We start from the raw sequence: 17,304 nt of genomic DNA on the forward strand, positions 1-17,304 counted from the left end.
CAGGGATGACGCGCCCGGCGTGTTCCCGGCTACCGGTGGCAGTGAACCTGCCGTTGCTGTTGCAGGCCCTGGCAGCCATTGAAGAGGCGCGTTGGCAGGGGCATTTCAACAGCGCCTTCTACAGCGGCGACTGGAGCGGCGTGGCGCTGATTTCAGCGGTCGATGCCTTGACCGAATTGTCTCCCGGGCGCGGTTTGCCTGTGCCGCGCGCGCCTTGGTCAGAGGATCGTCGTTGGCGCGAAGCGTTGCGTGATTGCTCTCTGGAGATCGTCTCGGCCCGGCTGCTGCGGCTCGGGCCGGGAGGGAGCATTCACGAGCACCGTGACTATGACCTGGGCGGGCCGGACGCCGACCTGCGCCTGCACATTCCGCTGCTCAGTCCGCCGCAAGTGGATTTCTGGCTGGATAACCAGCGTGTGCCCATGACTGCGGGCGAGTGCTGGTTTCTCGACTTGTCGCGACCTCATCGTGTCGATAACCGCAGTGCCGAGTCCAGAGTTCATCTGGTGCTCGATTGCCGCCCAGGGCCCTGGTTGGAGCAGCAGATTGCCGATGGGCTGCCCACTACACCGGCCGCGGGCGCCGGGGATAGCGACTTAGCCCGTTTTCAGCAGCGCGTAGAAACTGATATCCAACTCGCCCGAGCCTTGCAGAGCGTGCATGACATAGACGCTTTCATCGAGTGCGCAATTGCGCTGGGTGCCGGACAAGGCCTGCACTTCACTGCGCAAGAACTCCGGGCGGCCATGCGCAACGGTCGCCGGCAGTGGAGAGACCAGTGGAAGGCCTGAACCTGGACGGCTGGCTGCCGATCCGCGTGTGGCAAGCGACGGGGCAATGGCGGGTCGATTGGTGCTGGTTCGGTGACGCGCGATTGTCGCAACCGTTTTTTGGCGATGCGGTGGACGACGCCCTGCGCCTACCCTTCAACCAAGGATTTCGCCGCCAGACACCCTTGAGCACCCTCGGCCAATGGCAGCAACAGCGCCCGGGCCTGGCGCCCAGTGCGTTCATCTTCCATGCCTCCCGTTGCGGCTCGACGTTGATCAGCCAGATGCTTGCGCAATTGGACGATCATATCGTCATCTCTGAAGCGCCGCCGCTGGATACGCTGTTGCGCAGTGACTTGCCTCCCGCCGAACGGTGCGTGGCGCTCAAGGGGCTGATCTCGGCGTATGGGCAACGTCGCTGTGGCCTCGAGCAGCGCTTGGTGATCAAGCTCGATGCCTGGAACATCGGTGAGCTGCCGCTGTTGCGTGAGTGTTTTCCCGACACGCCTTGGCTGTTCGTGTACCGCGACCCTTTGGAAATCGCTGTCTCCCACCTGCGCCGGCCCGGCATGCACATGGTGCCGGGGATGATTGGCGCGAGTGTGCTGGACGATGGGGCGCCTTTGAGCAACCAGGAGGATTTCATCGCCCGCCGGTTGGGGCGGCTGTTGCAGGTAGGGCTGGGGCATTGCCGGGCTTTTACCGGCCTGGCGGTCAACTACAGCGAGCTGCCGGGGGCGATGGCCGGCAGACTGGCAGCGTTCTTCGAGTTGGATGACGCGCAGCGCGGACGTGCGTTTGCGTCGGTGGGGCAGCATGCCAAGCAGCCGGGGCAGGCGTTTGCCAGTGACAGCGAGGGCAAGCGCCGGGAGGCTTCGCCCTTGCTGCGGGATCGGCTGATGCATTGGGCGCAGGGGCCTTACGAAGCACTTGAGTTGCTGAGACCGTAGCTATTGCGCTTCTGTGGCGAGGGATAGCGTTATCAAGACTTGTTGGGCGACAACTCCGCCATCCCCTTGAGCAATTCAATTGGCAATGGGAAGACGATGGTGGAGGTTTTGTCCCCGGCAATCGACCCCAGTGTCTGCATATAGCGCAGTTGCATGGCGCCCGGCTGGCGCCCGAGCATTTCGGCGGCTTGCATGAGTTTTTCCGAGGCCTGCAACTCGCCTTCGGCGTGGATCACCTTGGCCCGGCGTTCGCGCTCGGCCTCGGCTTGTCGGGCGATGGCGCGGATCATCGATTCGTTGAGGTCCACGTGCTTGATCTCGACGTTTGCCACTTTGATGCCCCAGGCATCGGTCTGGGCGTCGAGCACTTGCTGGATGTCGCTGTTCAATTGCTCACGCTCGGCCAGCAACTGGTCCAAGTCATGTTTGCCGAGGACCGCGCGCAAGGTGGTCTGGGCCAGTTGACTGGTGGCCATGAGGAAGTTCTCGACCTGGATGATCGCCTTCTGCGGGTCGAGCACGCGAAAGTACAGCACCGCATTGACCTTCACCGAGACGTTGTCACGGGTGATCACGTCCTGCGGCGGTACGTCTAGCACAATGGTGCGCAGGTCGACGCGGATCATCTGCTGCACCACCGGAATCAGCAGGATCAACCCCGGGCCCTTGACTTGCCAGAACCGGCCGAGCTGGAACACCACGGCACGTTCGTATTCACGCAGGATCCGGAATGTCGAAGCCGCCAGTGCGATGACCAGCAACAACAGCATCGTAAAACCGATTTGCATACCCATCTCAGACTCCTTGTGAATCAGCGGGGGCTACTTCCAGCAGCAGGCCTTTGCGGGCGATGACCCGTACCGCCTGCCCACGCCGCAGTGGCGTCGCGCTTGCCACCTGCCAGCGTTCGCCTTCCAGTTGGACCCAACCATGATGATTACCGTCCTGCAAGGCGATCACCGCAGTGACACTGCCCAGCAGCGCGGCGTCACCGCTGACGGGCTGGCGTGGGCGGGTTTTCAACGCGCGGATCAACAGGACAATCAGCAGCAGGGCGCTGACCAGGCCCAGGCCGATCATCAGGGGAACCGGCACATCGGCGTTGGTCAGGATGACCGCGCCGATCACGCACAAAATAATCCCGCCCAAGCCGACAACGCCGTAGTTGGGCAGCGCTGCCTCGGCGATCAGCAAAGCCACGCCCACGGCAATCAACCAGAAGCCCACGGGGTTGGTGACCAGCAGCGCGAGGCCATCGGCTGCGAATACTGGCCCGCTCATGGCCAGCAGCGCGATCATTAAGCAGTGAATGTTCACGGGACCTCCGCAACGCATTGGTCGTGACGTTATCCAAAGTCTAGTCGAGCCAAGGGGTGATTGAATTTTGATCAGTCTGACGGTCGCCAAGGGGCTAGACTGCGGGAAGAACCCAGCCATCCGTCTTATGCTCAGGAGCCCCGTATGGAATCCCCGATCCACAGCCTGCCCGCGCTGTTCAAACAATTGGGCCTGTCTGACGACGCCCTTGATATCGACAAATTCATCGCGACCCATTCACCCCTCAAGCCTGAGCTTCACTTGGCTGATGCGTTTTTTTGGAGCAAAAGCCAGCAGCAATTACTGCGCGAAGAAATCCTCGAGGATGCGGACTGGGCGGAAGTGGTGGACCAGTTGAATGTGTTGCTACGCAAGGGGCGTGGTGAGTAATACGTACGCAGGACCTGTGGGAGCGGGCTTGCTCGCGAATGCGTCGTATCAGCCAACATCACCGCTACTGGCCCACCGCCTTCGCGAGCAAGCCCGTTCCCGTGATTATGCTTTTTAATTATTAATAAATAGCTTCTTATTCCTTAAACAATATAACTCTCCTCCCTATACTCGTCCGGGAACAGACACGCAGGAGAGCAACCCATGCGCAACGAATCGATTCGCTACCTGATTGTGCCGGGCTGGCAAGGATCGCCGGAAAATCATTGGCAAACCCACTGGCAGAACAGCCTGCCCAACAGCGCCCGGGTCGAGCAGGCCGACTGGTTGACGCCCCGGCGTGAAGACTGGGTTGCGGCGCTGGCCGAGGCTATTGCCGCCGACAGCACGCCGGTGATTCTGATTGCCCATAGCCTGGGCTGCATTACGGTTGCCCATTGGGCCGCCACCGCGCCGGTGCAGTTTCTGCGGCAGGTTCGCGGGGCGTTGCTGGTGGCGCCAGCGGACGTCGAACGGCCGGCCTGTGCCCCGGCACTGCGTAATTTTGCGCCGATTCCGACGGATCTGTTGCCGTTCCCAAGCCAAGTGGTCAGTTCTGACAATGACGCCGCTGTGAGCGCTCCGCGTGCCCTGGAGTTAGCGCGTAATTGGGGGGCTGAGGCCGGGATTCTGGCCGGGGCGGGGCATATCAATGTGAAGTCCGGCCACCAACGCTGGGAGCAGGGGTTCGCTTATCTCTATCGTCTGCAAAATCGCATGGAGCATCACGCCCTGCGTCGCGCCTGAATATGCCCCTGGATAATAGTGCCCTTGCATTTGCCAGCGGTGCGGGGCGGGAGTCTGCCATGAGCTTGCATGAAACCTTTGGTCAGCCGCTGCTGACCTTTCCCGATGCGGAAAAAAGCCCCCTGAGCATTCGCGCCAAGGCGCTGGTGTTCGTCGACCCGCGTTCGCGGCAGTTGCGTCAGGAGGTGGAGCAACTGGCGCCGCGCTCGGTCTCGGTGCTGATACGCGGCGAAACCGGTACTGGCAAAGAATTGCTTGCCCGGCACATCCACCGCGAAAGTGATCGCGCCGGGCTGTTTGTGTCGGTCAATTGCGGCGCGATCAGCCCGACCTACGCTGACGCTGAGCTGTTTGGTTATGCCGCTGGCAGCTACAGCGGCTCGGCCAGTAGTCGGGCCGGCTGGTTCGGCTCGGCCAATGGCGGCACCCTTTACTTGGATGAAATCGGTGATTTGCCGCTGCCGATCCAGATCAAGTTGCTGGCGGCCCTGGAAAACCACGAGGTCACCCGCGTCGGCGCGCACCAGCGCAGCCCGGTGGATGTACGCCTGGTGGCGGCCACCAGCATCGACCTGGGGCAAGCCGTGGCCGCCGGGAAATTTCACGAGCGGCTCTACCATTACCTCAGCGAAGGTCGGCTCGAGCTTCCGGCCCTGCGCGAGCGGGTGGGCGATATTCTGTCCCTGGCCGAATACTTCCTGGGCATTTACACCCAGCGCCTGGGCCTGAGCGTGCCGCTGATCAGCGAGGCTGCACAACATGCGCTTGAACAGCACAGCTGGCCGGGCAATACCCGCGAACTGGAAAACGTTATTCACTTCGCGTTGCTGGTCAGCACGGGTGACGAGATTTTTCCGGAGCACCTGAATTTACCGGCCCAGTCATCGGCCCTGGAATTGATCGACCGCCAGGTGGCGCAGATCGTTGCACAAGGCACGGACGCCGAGCGCACAGCCCTCAAGGCGCTGCTCAATCAATTGAGCCAAACGCTATAGAAGACACCGGAATTGTGGTGAGGGGATTTATCCCCGCTGGGCTGCGAAGCAGCCCCCTAAGCTATCAAACTCAATCTGCCTGACACACCGGGAGGCGGCATTGAGGGTCGCTTCGCGCCCCAATGGGGATAAATCCCCTCGCCCCAAAGCGCGGCTTTTTCTATATGAGTAAAATGAATATGAACTTGAATAAAAGATATTGTTAAGGCATAAAAAATGTCGGTATTGTCCGCCACACGCCAGCGATAGCACTTCGCTGGCACCCCCCTATTTTGGCCGTCGTCCACGACGACAGTGATTTTCGATAAGGACACTGCATGAAAAAGGTTCTGTTGTTCACCGCATTGGCGGCAGCCCTGACCACGGGCCTGGCCCAGGCCGCGGAAAAACTGGTGGTGGCGGCCACCCCGGTGCCCCACGCTGAAATCCTCGAGCTGATCAAGCCGGCCCTGGCCAAAGAAGGTGTGGACCTGGAAATCAAGGTCTTCACCGACTACGTCCAACCCAACGTGCAGGTTGACCAGAAGCGTCTGGACGCCAACTACTTCCAGACCCTGCCGTACCTGAAAAACTTCAACGAAGGTAAAGGCACCAACCTGGTGACCGTGATCGGCGTGCATGTCGAACCGTTCGGCGGTTACTCGAAGAAAGTCAAAAGCCTGGCCGAGCTCAAGGACGGCGCCACCATCGCCATCCCCAACGAAGGCAGCAACAGCGGTCGTGCGCTGATCCTGCTGCAGAAGGCCGGTCTGATCGAACTCAAGGACCCGAAAAACGCTGTGTCCACGCCCAAGGACATCGCCAAGAACCCGCACAACTTCAAGTTCAAGGAACTGGAATCGGCCATGTTGCCGCGTGTGCTGGATCAGGTCGACCTGGACATGATCAACACCAACTATGCCCTGGAAGCAGGTCTTAACCCGGCCAAGGATGCGCTGGTGATCGAAGGTGCGGATTCGCCTTACGTGAACTTCCTGGTGGCCCGCCCGGACAACAAGGACAGCCCGGCCATCCAGAAACTGGCCAAGGCCCTGACCAGCCCGGAAGTGAAGGCGTTCATCGAGAAGAAATACAGCGGCGCGGTACTGCCGGCGTTCTGATTCGCGCGGTAAACCTTTTTACGGTTCAAACGCCGACGGCTGATACAGCGTCGGCGTTTTTTATTGGAAGCGCCTGTGGCGAGGGAGCGTGCTCCCGCTCGACTGCGCAGCAGTCGCAAAACAGCTAACGAGGTATGCCCTGCCAACTGGCATGTGCAGGTTTTGGGGTCGCTTCGCAACCCAGCGGGAGCAAGCTCCCTCGCCACAAAATCAAATGCGCTATCAGGCCGCCCTGGTCTTCAACGCCCTTCGCAACGCCACCAACAACTTTACGATGTCCTGCGGGTCCAGTCGCTGTGGCACTTTTACGTCTGCCATATTCTCTTCCTTGTGATGGTTTGGCCGGGAGTCTGGCCAAAAGCTGTGCGTCCTTGAAGGTTCGTTTCGAAAAAAAGATCCTTCCTACGGCAAAAAGAAAAATAGTCGTCTTCCTTCCGCGCGGCAAATGCAGACGCAAGATTGGCGGTCGAACACCATTGCCTCTGTGGGAGCGGGCTTGCTCGCGAAAGCGGTCTATCAGGCGCTGATTAATCCGGCCAATGCCAAGCCGGCTCATCCAGCATCCGCTGCCCGACAATCCCGGTCTGCCCTAGATCCTTTTCCAGCACGATGCAATTGCAGTCGTCGTCCTGCTCCAGGGCGGCGATCAGCCGCGTGGCATGGGACACCACCCAGACCTGACAACTGACTGAAGCCCGGATGATCAACCGCGCCAAGGCTGGCAACAGATCCGGGTGCAGGCTGGTTTCCGGTTCGTTGAGCACCATCAGCGAGGGTGGGCGCGGGGTGAGCAAGGCCGCCACCAGCAACAGGTAGCGCAGCGTCCCGTCCGACAGTTCGGCCGCGGACAGTGGGCGCAACAAGCCTTGCTGATAAAACTCGATGGCGAAACGCCCGCCTTGCAGAGCTTCGATGCGTAATCGGGCGCCGGGAAATGCATCGCCAATGGCAGCATGCAAAGCTTCAGCGTCACCGATTTCAAGGATGGTTTGCAGGGCGGCGGCCAGGTCGCGCCCGTCGTGGTGCAACACTGGCGTGCGGGTGCCCAATTGCGGTTGGCGTACCGGGGCGTCGGCATCGCTGCGAAAATGGTCGTAAAAGCGCCAGCGGCGAATGAACTCGCGCATCTGCAGCACCTCCGGCGAAGTGCGCAGGCTGCCGACCTGGTCGAACAGGCTGTCGAAGCTGGGCGTGTGCTGGGCCAATACATCCCATGAACGGCCTTCACGGGCCCGGATCATTGGCCCATTGCGGTCGACCAGCAGGCTGGCGGGACGAAAGACCGGCCCGGCCCAGATGCATTCGCGCTTGATTTCCGGGTCCAGTGAAAACGCTGAAAGACTGGGTTCCGGCAGGCCCAAGGCAATCGAATAGCTGAAATCTTCACCGGCGAACCCCAGGCGCAAGCGTTTGCTGGTCTGGCGCACGATACCCTGGACAGGCACCTCGCCGTTGCGCATGCGCCGGCTGATTTCTTCCGGCCCGGCCCAGAAGGTCGAGTCCAGCCCGCCTTCACGGGCCAGGGCGTTGACCACCCCGCCCTGGGCTGTCTCGGCCAACAGACGCAGGGCGCGGTACAGATTGGACTTGCCGCTGCCATTGGGACCGGTGATCAGGTTCAACCGGCCCAGGGGAATCACCAGTTTGTTGATGGAGCGGTAATTGGCCACCGCCAGCGTTTTGAGCATGAGCAATCTCCCGCAAAGGCGTTAGTCTGCCTGATAGGCGCATCCATTGTGATGCTGTGCTTGGTGTTGAACCCTGTTCTAAGCTCACAGTCGTATCGTCACTGGCACGTCCGTACAACGCAAAGGAGTCTGCATGGCTGGTCCCCGAGTCAAACTTGTAGTTGGCCTGAGTCTGTGCGCGCTGGTGGCGGGATGCGGTGATAAAAAACCCGAGGAAAAAGCCCTGCCACGGGTGTTCGTGCAGCAAGCCGTGCCCTCCGAGTACGCGGCTTCGGTGACCTTGACCGGCGATGTCCAGGCCCGGGTGAAGACCGATCTGTCATTTCGCGTGGCCGGCAAGATCATCGAGCGCAAGGTGGATGTCGGTGCCCGGGTCTCGGCCCGGCAAGTGCTGGCCCGGCTCGATCCTCGGGATCTGCAGACCAACGTCGACTCCGCCGAGGCCCAGGTGGCCGCCGAACAGGCAAGGGTCAAGCAAAGTGCGGCGGCCTTCGTGCGCCAGCAGAAACTCTTGCCCAAGGGTTACACCAGCCAGAGCGAATACGACGCGGCCCAGGCGCAATTGCGCAGCAGCCAGAGTGCATTGACCGCTGCCCAGGCCCAGTTGGCCAACGCCCGTGAACAACTGAGCTACACCGCACTGATCGCCGAGGCCCCGGGGATCATCACGGCGCGCCAGGCGGAGGTTGGCCAGGTGGTACAGGCGACGGAGCCAATCTTCAGCCTGGCCCGGGACGGTGAGCGTGACGCGGTGTTCAACATCTACGAATCCTTGCTGCACGAACCACCGTCGGATCCCTCCATCGTCATCAGCTTGCTGGATAACCCGGACATCAAGACCACGGGTACGGTACGCGAGATTACCCCGGCGGTATCCGCCGAGACCGGCACCGTGCAGGTCAAGGTCACCCTCGACGATTTGCCCGAAGGCATGCGCCTGGGCTCGGTGGTCAGCGCCACCGCCAAATCCGCCGGCAAGACGGCGGTAGAGCTGCCCTGGTCGGCACTGACCAAGAACCTCAGCGACCCGGCCGTGTGGCTGGTGGACGGCGAGGGCAAGGCGCAGTTGCAAACGGTCACTGTCGGTCGTTACCTGACCGGCAAGGTCATCATCAGCGACGGGCTCAAGGGCGGTGAGCAAATTGTCACTGCGGGCGGGCAACTGCTGCACCCCGGCGTGCGCGTCGAGATCGCTGAAAATCCCCATCAGCCACCCCAGACAGGAGCCCAGCCATGAAGCGTTGGTGGATGGTCTCGGCCGGGCTGTTGCTGGCTGCCTGTTCGAAGGAGGAAGCCCCACCGGAGCCGGTGCGACCGGTGTTGTCCATCGAGGTCCAGGCGCTTGACCAACAAGCCCTCGGGCGGTTCGCCGGGAGTATCCAGGCGCGTTACGAGAGCAATGTGGGTTTCCGCGTGCCAGGGCGGATCGCCAGTCGCAACGTTGATGTTGGCGCTGAGGTGAAGAAGGGCGACTTGCTCGCCACGCTCGACCCTACCGATCAGCAGAACCAGTTGCGCGCGGCCCAGGGCGATCTGGCGCGGATCGAGGCGCAGTACATCAACGCCCAGGCCAATGCCCGTCGGCAACAACAATTGTTTGACCGTGGCGTCGGTGCCCAGGCGCAACTGGACATCGCCCAGACCGACCTGAAAACCACCGGTGCATCCCTTGAGCAGGCCCGGGCCTCGGTAGAACAGGCCCGCGACCAACTCAACTACAGCGAGCTGCGCAGCGATCACGACGCGGTCGTCACCGCCTGGAATGCCGAAGCAGGGCAGGTGGTTACCGCCGGCCAGCAAGTGGTGACCTTGGCCCGTCCGGACATCAAGGAAGCAGTGATCGACCTGCCGGCCGGGTTGGCCGAGCGCTTGCCCGCGGACGTGGTGTTCGAAGTCGCCGCGCAGTTGGACCCGGCCAGCCACACCACCGCCACCGTGCGCGAGATCGAGCCCCAGGCCCAAAGCGCCACCCGTACGCGCCGCGCGCGCCTGACGCTGACCGATACACCGCCAGGCTTTCGGCTGGGCACGGCCATCGGTGTGACCCTGAGTTCGACCATCGAGCCGCGCATCGAGCTACCGCTCAGCGCGCTGCAAGAAGTCGACGGCAAGGCCCGGATCTGGCTGATCGACCCGCAGAACCAGACGGTCTCGCCCCGCGAGGTGCGGATTCTCGAGCGTTCAGGCGATTCGGTACTGGTGGCCAACGGCATCAAGGCTGGCGACCGCGTGGTCAGCGCCGGCGTGAACAGCCTCAAGCCGGGGCAGAAAGTGAAACTCGACGAGGACGCACGATGAAAGGGCCTTTCAATTTATCCGAATGGGCCCTGCGGCATCAGTCGTTTGTCTGGTACCTGATGTTCGTCGCGTTGTTGATGGGCGTGTTCTCGTACATGAACCTGGGGCGCGAGGAAGACCCGTCGTTCACCATCAAGACCATGATCATCCAGACCCGCTGGCCGGGCGCGACCCAGGAAGAAACCCTCAAGCAGGTCACCGACCGCATCGAGAAAAAACTCGAAGAACTCGATTCTCTCGACTACGTGAAAAGCTACACCCGACCGGGGGAGTCGACGGTGTTCGTGTACCTGCTCGACACCACCGGGGCCAAGGAAATCCCCGAGATCTGGTACCAGGTACGCAAGAAGATCGACGACATTCGCGGCGATTTCCCCCAAGGCCTGCAAGGGCCGGGCTTCAATGATGAGTTCGGTGACGTCTACGGTTCGGTGTACGCCTTCACCGGCGACGGGCTGTCGATGCGCCAACTGCGGGACTACGTGGAGAAGGTGCGCGCCGAGATCCGCGACGTGCCCGGGTTGGGCAAGGTGGAAATGCTCGGCGAGCAGGATGAAGTGCTGTATCTGAATTTCTCCACGCGCAAACTCGCCGCGTTGGGCATCGACCAGCGCCAGGTGGTGCAGAGCCTGCAGTCGCAGAATGCGGTGACGCCGGCCGGGGTGATCGATGCTGGGCCAGAGCGGATTTCCGTGCGCACGTCCGGGCAGTTCCAGTCGGAAAAAGACCTGGCCAACGTCAATCTGCGACTCAATGATCGCTTCTATCGACTGGCCGATATCGCGGATATCAGCCGCGGTTACGTCGACCCCGCGACCCCGATGTTCCGCTTCAACGGCACACCCGCCATTGGCCTCGCCATCGCGATGAAGAAGGGTGGCAACATCCAGGATTTCGGCCAGGCGCTGCACGCACGCATGAACGAACTGACCGCTGACCTGCCGGTGGGGGTTGGCGTGCACACCGTGTCGGACCAGGCCGAGGTGGTGGAAGAAGCGGTCGGTGGCTTTACCAGTGCCTTGTTCGAGGCGGTGATCATCGTCCTGGTCGTCAGCTTCATCAGCCTGGGCATACGCGCCGGGCTGGTGGTGGCCTGCTCGATTCCGCTGGTGCTGGCGATGGTTTTCCTGTTCATGGAGTACAGCGGTATCACCATGCAACGGATCTCTCTCGGTGCCTTGATCATTGCCCTCGGCCTGCTGGTGGACGATGCGATGATCACCGTGGAGATGATGGTCACGCGCCTGGAAAAAGGCGAAACCAAGGAGCAGGCCGCAACCTTCGCCTATACCTCGACGGCGTTCCCGATGCTCACCGGAACCCTGGTGACCGTGGCCGGCTTCGTGCCCATCGGCCTGAACGCCAGTTCCGCTGGTGAGTACACCTTTACCCTGTTTGCGGTGATCGCGGTGGCGATGCTGGTGTCGTGGATCGTCGCGGTGCTGTTTGCCCCGGTGATCGGTGTGCACATCCTCAGCACCAACGTGAAACCCCACAGCAACGAACCGGGACGGATCGGCCGGGCCTTCAACGGCGGTCTGTTGTGGGCGATGCGCAATCGTTGGTGGGCCATTGGTATCACCGTGCTGCTGTTCGTGCTGGCGGTGTTTTCCATGCGCTTTGTGCAGAACCAGTTCTTTCCATCGTCGGACCGGCCGGAAATCCTGGTGGACCTCAACCTGCCGCAAAACGCCTCGTTGGACGAGACGCGCAAAGCCGTCGACCGCCTGGAGGCGACCCTCAAGGGCGACCCGGACATCGCACGCTGGAGCACCTACATCGGCGAAGGCGCGATTCGTTTCTACCTGCCGCTGGATCAGCAACTGCAGAATCCGTACTACGCGCAACTGGTGATTGTCAGCAACGGCCTGGAGTCGCGCACGGCCCTCACCGAGCGCCTGCAAAAACGCCTGCGCGAGGACTTCGTCGGCGTTGGCAGCTACGTGCAAGCCCTGGAAATGGGCCCGCCGGTGGGCCGCCCGATCCAGTACCGGGTCAGTGGCAAGGACGTCGACCAAGTGCGCAAGCACGCCATCGAGTTGGCCACCGAGTTGGACAAGAACTCGCACATCGGCGAAATCATTTACGACTGGAACGAGCCGGGCAAGGTCTTGCGCATCGACATCGCCCAGGACAAGGCGCGGCAGTTGGGCTTGTCGTCGGATGACGTGGCCAAGCTGATGAACAGCATCGTCAGCGGCTCGCCGGTGACTCAGGTCAACGACGATATTTACCTGATCAACGTGGTTGGCCGTGCTGAAGATGCCGAGCGCGGTTCGCCGGAAACCTTGCAGAACCTGCAGATCGTCACCCCGAGTGGCACCTCGATTCCGCTGCTGGCGTTCGCCACGGTGCGTTATGAGCTGGAGCAGCCGCTGGTATGGCGTCGCGACCGTAAGCCGACCATCACGATCAAGGCGGCGGTGCGTGACGAGATCCAACCCACGGACCTGGTGAAGCAGCTGCAACCGGACATCGATAAATTCGCCGCCGGCCTGCCGGTGGGCTACAAGGTCGCCACTGGCGGTACGGTGGAAGAGAGCAGCAAGGCCCAAGGGCCGATCGCCAGTGTGGTGCCGCTGATGCTGTTCTTGATGGCGACCTTCCTGATGATCCAACTGCACAGCGTGCAGAAATTGTTTCTGGTGGCCAGCGTCGCGCCTCTCGGATTGATCGGCGTGGTGTTGGCGCTGGTACCGACGGGCACGCCGATGGGCTTTGTGGCAATCCTTGGGATCCTCGCGTTGATCGGCATCATCATCCGCAACTCGGTGATCCTGGTGACCCAGATCGATGAATATGAACGAGACGGCTACGAGCCTTGGGATGCGGTGGTCGAAGCCACCCAGCATCGGCGTCGGCCGATCCTGCTCACCGCAGCCGCGGCGAGCCTGGGGATGATCCCGATTGCGCGGGAAGTGTTCTGGGGGCCGATGGCCTACGCGATGATCGGCGGGATCATCATCGCCACCCTGCTGACGTTGCTGTTCCTGCCGGCGCTGTATGTGGCCTGGTACAAGATTCGCGAGCCGAAACGCGATTGAAGGGCCGCAGTTTAGCCCTGTGGCGAGGGCGCTTGCTCCCGCTGGGCGCGAAGCGCCCCCGACAAGGCCCGTCCAGCCACCCAGGACTTCTTATTTACGCAACAGCCGCAACCCATTGAACACCACCAACAAACTCACCCCCATGTCGGCAAACACCGCCATCCACATGGTCGCGAGCCCGGCAAAGGTCACCCCAAGAAAAATCGCCTTGATGACCAGCGCCAAGGCGATGTTCTGTTTCAGGATGCTTGAGGTCTGCCGCGACAGGCGAATGAATGTCGGAATCTTGCGCAGATCATCGTCCATCAAGGCGACATCGGCAGTCTCAATGGCCGTGTCGGTACCCGCCGCCGCCATGGCGAAGCCGATTTCCGAACGGGCCAGTGCCGGTGCGTCGTTGATGCCGTCGCCCACCATGCCGACGCGGTGACCCAGGGTGTACAAATCTTCGATGGCTTGCAGCTTGTCCTCCGGCAACAAATCACCGCGGGCCTGGTCCATGCCCACTTGCGCGGCAATCGCTTCGGCAGTGTGGGCGTTGTCGCCGGTGAGCATCAGGGTCTTGATGCCCAGCTCATGCAGTTGTTGGATGGCTTCGCGGCTGGATTCCTTCACGGTATCGGCCACGGCAAACAGCGCCAGGGGACCCGAGGCGTCGAGCAGCAGCACCACGGATTTGCCCTGTTTTTCCAGGGCGAAGAGTTTTGCTTCCAGTTCGGGGGAGCACAGGCCCAAGTCTTCCACCAGGCGGTGATTGCCCAAGTGATAGGTCTGGCCGTTGATGTCGCCGCGAACCCCTCGTCCTGGGAGTGCTGCGAAGTTATCCACACGCGGCGCCGGCGCTTGCTTATCCACAGCCGCGTTGGCAATCGCCCGGGATACCGGGTGGTCGGAGCGGGCGGCGAGGCTGGCGGCCAGGGCCGGGGCGCTGCTCTCCACGGTCGGGTCCAGTGCCACGTAGTCGGTTTGCACCGGTTTGCCGTGGGTGATCGTGCCGGTCTTGTCCAGGGCCAGGTAGTCGAGCTTGTAGCCACCCTCCAGGTACACGCCGCCCTTGACCAGAATGCCTTTGCGCGCTGCTGCGGCAAGGCCGCTGACGATGGTCACCGGGGTGGAAATCACCAGTGCGCAAGGGCACGCCACCACCAACAGCACCAGTGCCCGGTAGATCCAGTCGAACCACGCCGCCCCCATGAACAGCGGCGGGATAACGGCCACGGCCAGGGCCAGGACAAATACGGCCGGGGTGTAGATTTTCGAAAACTGATCAACGAAGCGCTGGGTCGGTGCGCGGGAGCCCTGGGCCTGTTCCACGGCGTGGATGATCCGCGCCAGGGTGGAGTGATCGGCCGCCGCGGTCACGCTGAATTCCAATTCACCGGCCTGGTTGATGGTGCCGGCAAACACCTTGTCGCCGATGGTTTTTTCCACCGGCAGGCTCTCGCCAGTGATCGGTGCCTGGTCAATGGTCGAACGGCCGGCGACCACGTCGCCGTCCAAGCCAACGCGCTCGCCGGGGCGCACCCGCACCCGCGCGCCGAGGGTGACGGTCTTGACATCCTGGGCCCGCCAGGTGCCATCGGCCTGTTGTACGGTGGCCTGTTCCGGGGCCATCTGCATCAGGCCGCTGATGGCGTTGCGCGCCCGATCCAGGGATTTGGCTTCGATCAGCTCCGCCACGGTGAACAGGAACATCACCATCGCTGCTTCCGGCCATTGGCCGATCAGTACTGCACCGGTCACCGCGATGCTCATCAGCGCGTTGATGTTCAGGTTGCGGTTTTTCAGGGCGATCCAGCCCTTCTTGTAGGTACCCAGGCCGCCGCTGAGGATCGACACCAATGCCACCAGCGCAACCACCCAATTGGGTGCGGCGTTGGTGAAGTGGATCAGCTCGGCACCCAGGGCGGCGACACCGGACAGCGCCAACGGCCACCAGGGCTTGGCCGGAGCGGGCGAGCTGTTGGTTGCTTTCTCCTGGTCGGACTTCAACGGCTCGGCCTGCATGCCCAGGGATTGGATCGCACTGATGATCGGCCCATCGCTGGGCAGATCGTGGGTCACGCCCAATACGCGATTGATCAGGTTGAATTCCAGTTGCTGCACGCCTTCGAGCTTGCCGAGCTTGTTCTGGATCAGCGTTTGTTCAGTGGGGCAGTCCATGGCTTCGATGCGAAAACTGCTTAGCCGTGCACCGTCCGTCGGCGCTTTGCCGAGGATGACCTGCGACGGGGCTGCTTTCGAGGCGCAGCAGGAGTGCCCGTGGTCATGGCCGTGGTCCGGCTTGTGGGTATGAATGGAATCGCTCATCGGGTTACGTCCGTGAAAAGTGCCTGTTGCACAGTAAAGACCCTGTAGCCACTATAGGGTCAAGCACCTATTTGGGAGGCAACGCCATGAAGATTGGAGAACTGGCAAAGATCACCGACTGCCAGGTCGAAACCATCCGCTATTACGAACGCGAAGGCCTGTTGCCGGAACCGGCCCGCAGTGACGGCAATTACCGCGTCTACACCCAGGCTCATGCCGAGCGACTGACCTTTATTCGCAACTGCCGCACCCTGGACATGACCCTGGAGGAGATCCGCAGCCTCCTGACCTTGCGCGACAGTCCCCAGGACCAGTGCGAAAGCGTCAACGCGCTGATCGACGAGCACATCCACCACGTCAAGGCCCGCATCGACGGCCTGCTGGCCCTGCAGGCACAACTGATCGACCTGCGCCATCGCTGCAGCGAAGGGCCGGATCTGGAGCAGTGCGGGATTTTGCAGCGCCTGGAGGTGAGCGGGGCGGTGGCGCCCGAGGTGGAGCATTCACATGTGGGCAGGAGTCATGGGCATTGAGCCCCTGTCGCCAATCTCGAACACACTGAGCCCTTTGTGGGAGCGAGCTTGCTCGCGATAGCGGAGTTTCAGTCACATCAATGGTGCATGTGAAGCCGCTATCGCGAGCAAGCTCGCTCCCACAGGGGATGGTGGTGTGGCTTAGACCGCCATCGGCGCGGTCATCGGTGCGTGGTGCTGGTAGCCTTCGAGGGAGAAGTCGCTGGGCTCCACGAGCTCCAGCCACTCAGGCTGGTACACACCGGTCTTGGCGAACTCCGGCACACGCTCGGAAATCACCAGTTTCGGCATCGGGAATGGCTCGCGCTTGAGCTGTTCCTTGAGCATGTCCAAGTGGTTTTCGTAGACGTGGGCATCGCCGATGAAATAGGTGAACCAGCGCGGCGTGTAGCCGGTCAGGCGACCGATCAGGCTCAGCAGCGCGGCGCCTTCAGTGAGATTGAACGGCGTGCCCAGGCCCAGGTCGTTGGAGCGGATGTAGAGGGTCAGGGAAATCTCCTTGGTCTCGACATTCGGGTGGAACTGGTAAAGCAGATGGCACGGCGGCAGGGCCATTTCATCGAGTTGGGCGCAGTTCCAGCCGTGGAACAGGATACGGCGGCTACCCGGATCCTTGATGATGGTGTCGACGCACTGGCGCACCTGGTCGATGGCCTTGTACAGCACCACGTAGGCCTGGTCGTTTTCTTCGCCTTCGGCGATCTGCCGATAGCCCTGGGCCAGGGTCTGTTCGATGGCCGCCGGGTTGCTCAGGGGAATCTGCTTGTAGGCCGGCCATTTGCGCCATTGCACGCCGTAGATCTCGCCCAAGTCGTCTTCGCCCTGACGGAACGGGTTGGCCAGCCACTGGGCGTTTTCGTTGGCGTTCTGGTCCCAGACCTTGCAGCCCAGGGCGCGGAATTCGGCGGCGTTGTTCACGCCGCGCAGGAAGCCGCACATCTCGCCGATGGCCGACTTGAAGGCCAGCTTGCGGGTGGTAATGGCCGGGAAGCCATTCTTCAAGTCATAGCGCAGCATAGCGCCGGGGAGGCTGATGGTGTTGACACCCGTGCGGTTGGCTTGTCGGGTGCCGTGCTCGATGACATTGGCCACCAGATCGAGATATTGCTTCATGTGTTACCTG

At 61.9% G+C, this 17,304-nt stretch carries 15 protein-coding genes; 10 read left to right on the top strand and 5 right to left on the bottom strand.

Annotated elements, in window-relative coordinates; genetic code table 11:
* Positions 1 to 5 precede the first annotated feature (5 nt).
* Together EPZ47_RS00995 and EPZ47_RS01000 are read left to right on the top strand one after the other, a co-directional pair.
* A complete protein-coding gene (locus EPZ47_RS00995) occupies positions 6 to 791 on the top strand; it encodes an aspartyl/asparaginyl beta-hydroxylase domain-containing protein (protein WP_135843127.1) in 786 nt (261 codons plus the stop codon).
* A complete protein-coding gene (locus EPZ47_RS01000) occupies positions 779 to 1,720 on the top strand; it encodes a sulfotransferase family protein (protein ID WP_135843128.1) in 942 nt (313 codons plus the stop codon). The genes EPZ47_RS00995 and EPZ47_RS01000 overlap by 13 nt, the downstream gene beginning before the upstream one ends.
* A 32-nt stretch (positions 1,721 to 1,752) precedes the next feature.
* Here the strand turns inward: EPZ47_RS01000 and EPZ47_RS01005 are convergent, their stop codons facing one another.
* Both EPZ47_RS01005 and EPZ47_RS01010 read right to left on the bottom strand, forming a co-directional pair.
* Positions 1,753 to 2,514: a slipin family protein gene (locus EPZ47_RS01005; protein WP_135843129.1), complete on the bottom strand. Its 762-nt coding sequence runs from the start codon at positions 2,512 to 2,514 to the stop codon at positions 1,753 to 1,755.
* A gap of 1 nt (position 2,515) precedes the next feature.
* Entirely contained in the window at positions 2,516 to 3,037 is a 522-nt protein-coding gene (locus EPZ47_RS01010; RefSeq protein WP_135843130.1) for an NfeD family protein, read from the bottom strand.
* A 144-nt stretch (positions 3,038 to 3,181) separates the two neighbouring features.
* On the opposite strand from EPZ47_RS01010, the gene EPZ47_RS01015 reads away from it, so the two are divergent.
* From EPZ47_RS01015 to EPZ47_RS01030, 4 genes are all read left to right on the top strand, one after another.
* Positions 3,182 to 3,427 (top strand): DUF2789 domain-containing protein, encoded by a 246-nt coding sequence (locus tag EPZ47_RS01015; RefSeq protein ID WP_135843131.1) that lies wholly within the window; start codon positions 3,182 to 3,184, stop codon positions 3,425 to 3,427.
* Positions 3,428 to 3,631: 204 nt separating this feature from the next.
* Positions 3,632 to 4,213, top strand: a complete 582-nt coding sequence (locus EPZ47_RS01020; protein WP_109751875.1) for an alpha/beta hydrolase — start codon at positions 3,632 to 3,634, stop codon at positions 4,211 to 4,213.
* A gap of 59 nt (positions 4,214 to 4,272) precedes the next feature.
* A complete protein-coding gene (locus EPZ47_RS01025) occupies positions 4,273 to 5,208 on the top strand; it encodes a sigma 54-interacting transcriptional regulator (protein WP_135843132.1) in 936 nt (311 codons plus the stop codon).
* Between the two features lie 317 nt (positions 5,209 to 5,525).
* A complete protein-coding gene (locus EPZ47_RS01030) occupies positions 5,526 to 6,308 on the top strand; it encodes a MetQ/NlpA family ABC transporter substrate-binding protein (RefSeq protein ID WP_135843133.1) in 783 nt (260 codons plus the stop codon).
* 527 nt (positions 6,309 to 6,835) lie between these two features.
* Here the strand turns inward: EPZ47_RS01030 and EPZ47_RS01035 are convergent.
* Entirely contained in the window at positions 6,836 to 7,996 is a 1,161-nt protein-coding gene (locus tag EPZ47_RS01035) for an AAA family ATPase (protein WP_135843134.1), read from the bottom strand.
* Between the two features lie 133 nt (positions 7,997 to 8,129).
* Between EPZ47_RS01035 and EPZ47_RS01040 the strand changes: the two genes are divergently transcribed.
* Genes EPZ47_RS01040 through EPZ47_RS01050 form a run of 3 tightly spaced genes read left to right on the top strand, consistent with a single transcriptional unit; the run spans position 8,130 to position 13,338 of the window.
* Positions 8,130 to 9,233, top strand: a complete 1,104-nt coding sequence (locus EPZ47_RS01040; protein WP_135843135.1) for an efflux RND transporter periplasmic adaptor subunit — start codon at positions 8,130 to 8,132, stop codon at positions 9,231 to 9,233.
* Positions 9,230 to 10,294, top strand: coding sequence for an efflux RND transporter periplasmic adaptor subunit (locus EPZ47_RS01045; RefSeq protein ID WP_135843136.1), 1,065 nt, complete (start codon positions 9,230 to 9,232; stop codon positions 10,292 to 10,294). Before EPZ47_RS01040 ends, EPZ47_RS01045 begins: the two co-directional genes overlap by 4 nt.
* A complete protein-coding gene (locus EPZ47_RS01050) occupies positions 10,291 to 13,338 on the top strand; it encodes an efflux RND transporter permease subunit (RefSeq protein ID WP_135843137.1) in 3,048 nt (1,015 codons plus the stop codon). Before EPZ47_RS01045 ends, EPZ47_RS01050 begins: the two co-directional genes overlap by 4 nt.
* Before the next feature lie 90 nt (positions 13,339 to 13,428).
* Here EPZ47_RS01050 and EPZ47_RS01055 read toward each other — a convergent pair whose 3' ends face one another.
* Positions 13,429 to 15,648, bottom strand: coding sequence for a heavy metal translocating P-type ATPase (locus EPZ47_RS01055; protein WP_135843138.1), 2,220 nt, complete (start codon positions 15,646 to 15,648; stop codon positions 13,429 to 13,431).
* 86 nt (positions 15,649 to 15,734) lie between these two features.
* On the opposite strand from EPZ47_RS01055, the gene cadR reads away from it, so the two are divergent.
* Positions 15,735 to 16,181, top strand: coding sequence for a Cd(II)/Pb(II)-responsive transcriptional regulator (gene cadR, locus EPZ47_RS01060; protein ID WP_135843139.1), 447 nt, complete (start codon positions 15,735 to 15,737; stop codon positions 16,179 to 16,181).
* A 141-nt stretch (positions 16,182 to 16,322) separates the two neighbouring features.
* Here cadR and EPZ47_RS01065 read toward each other — a convergent pair whose 3' ends face one another.
* On the bottom strand, positions 16,323 to 17,294 hold the full coding sequence (locus EPZ47_RS01065) for a thymidylate synthase (protein WP_135843140.1): 972 nt from the start codon (positions 17,292 to 17,294) through the stop codon (positions 16,323 to 16,325).
* Positions 17,295 to 17,304 lie beyond the last annotated feature (10 nt).

The organism is Pseudomonas viciae, assembly GCF_004786035.1.
GTDB classification, from domain to species: domain Bacteria; phylum Pseudomonadota; class Gammaproteobacteria; order Pseudomonadales; family Pseudomonadaceae; genus Aquipseudomonas; species Aquipseudomonas viciae.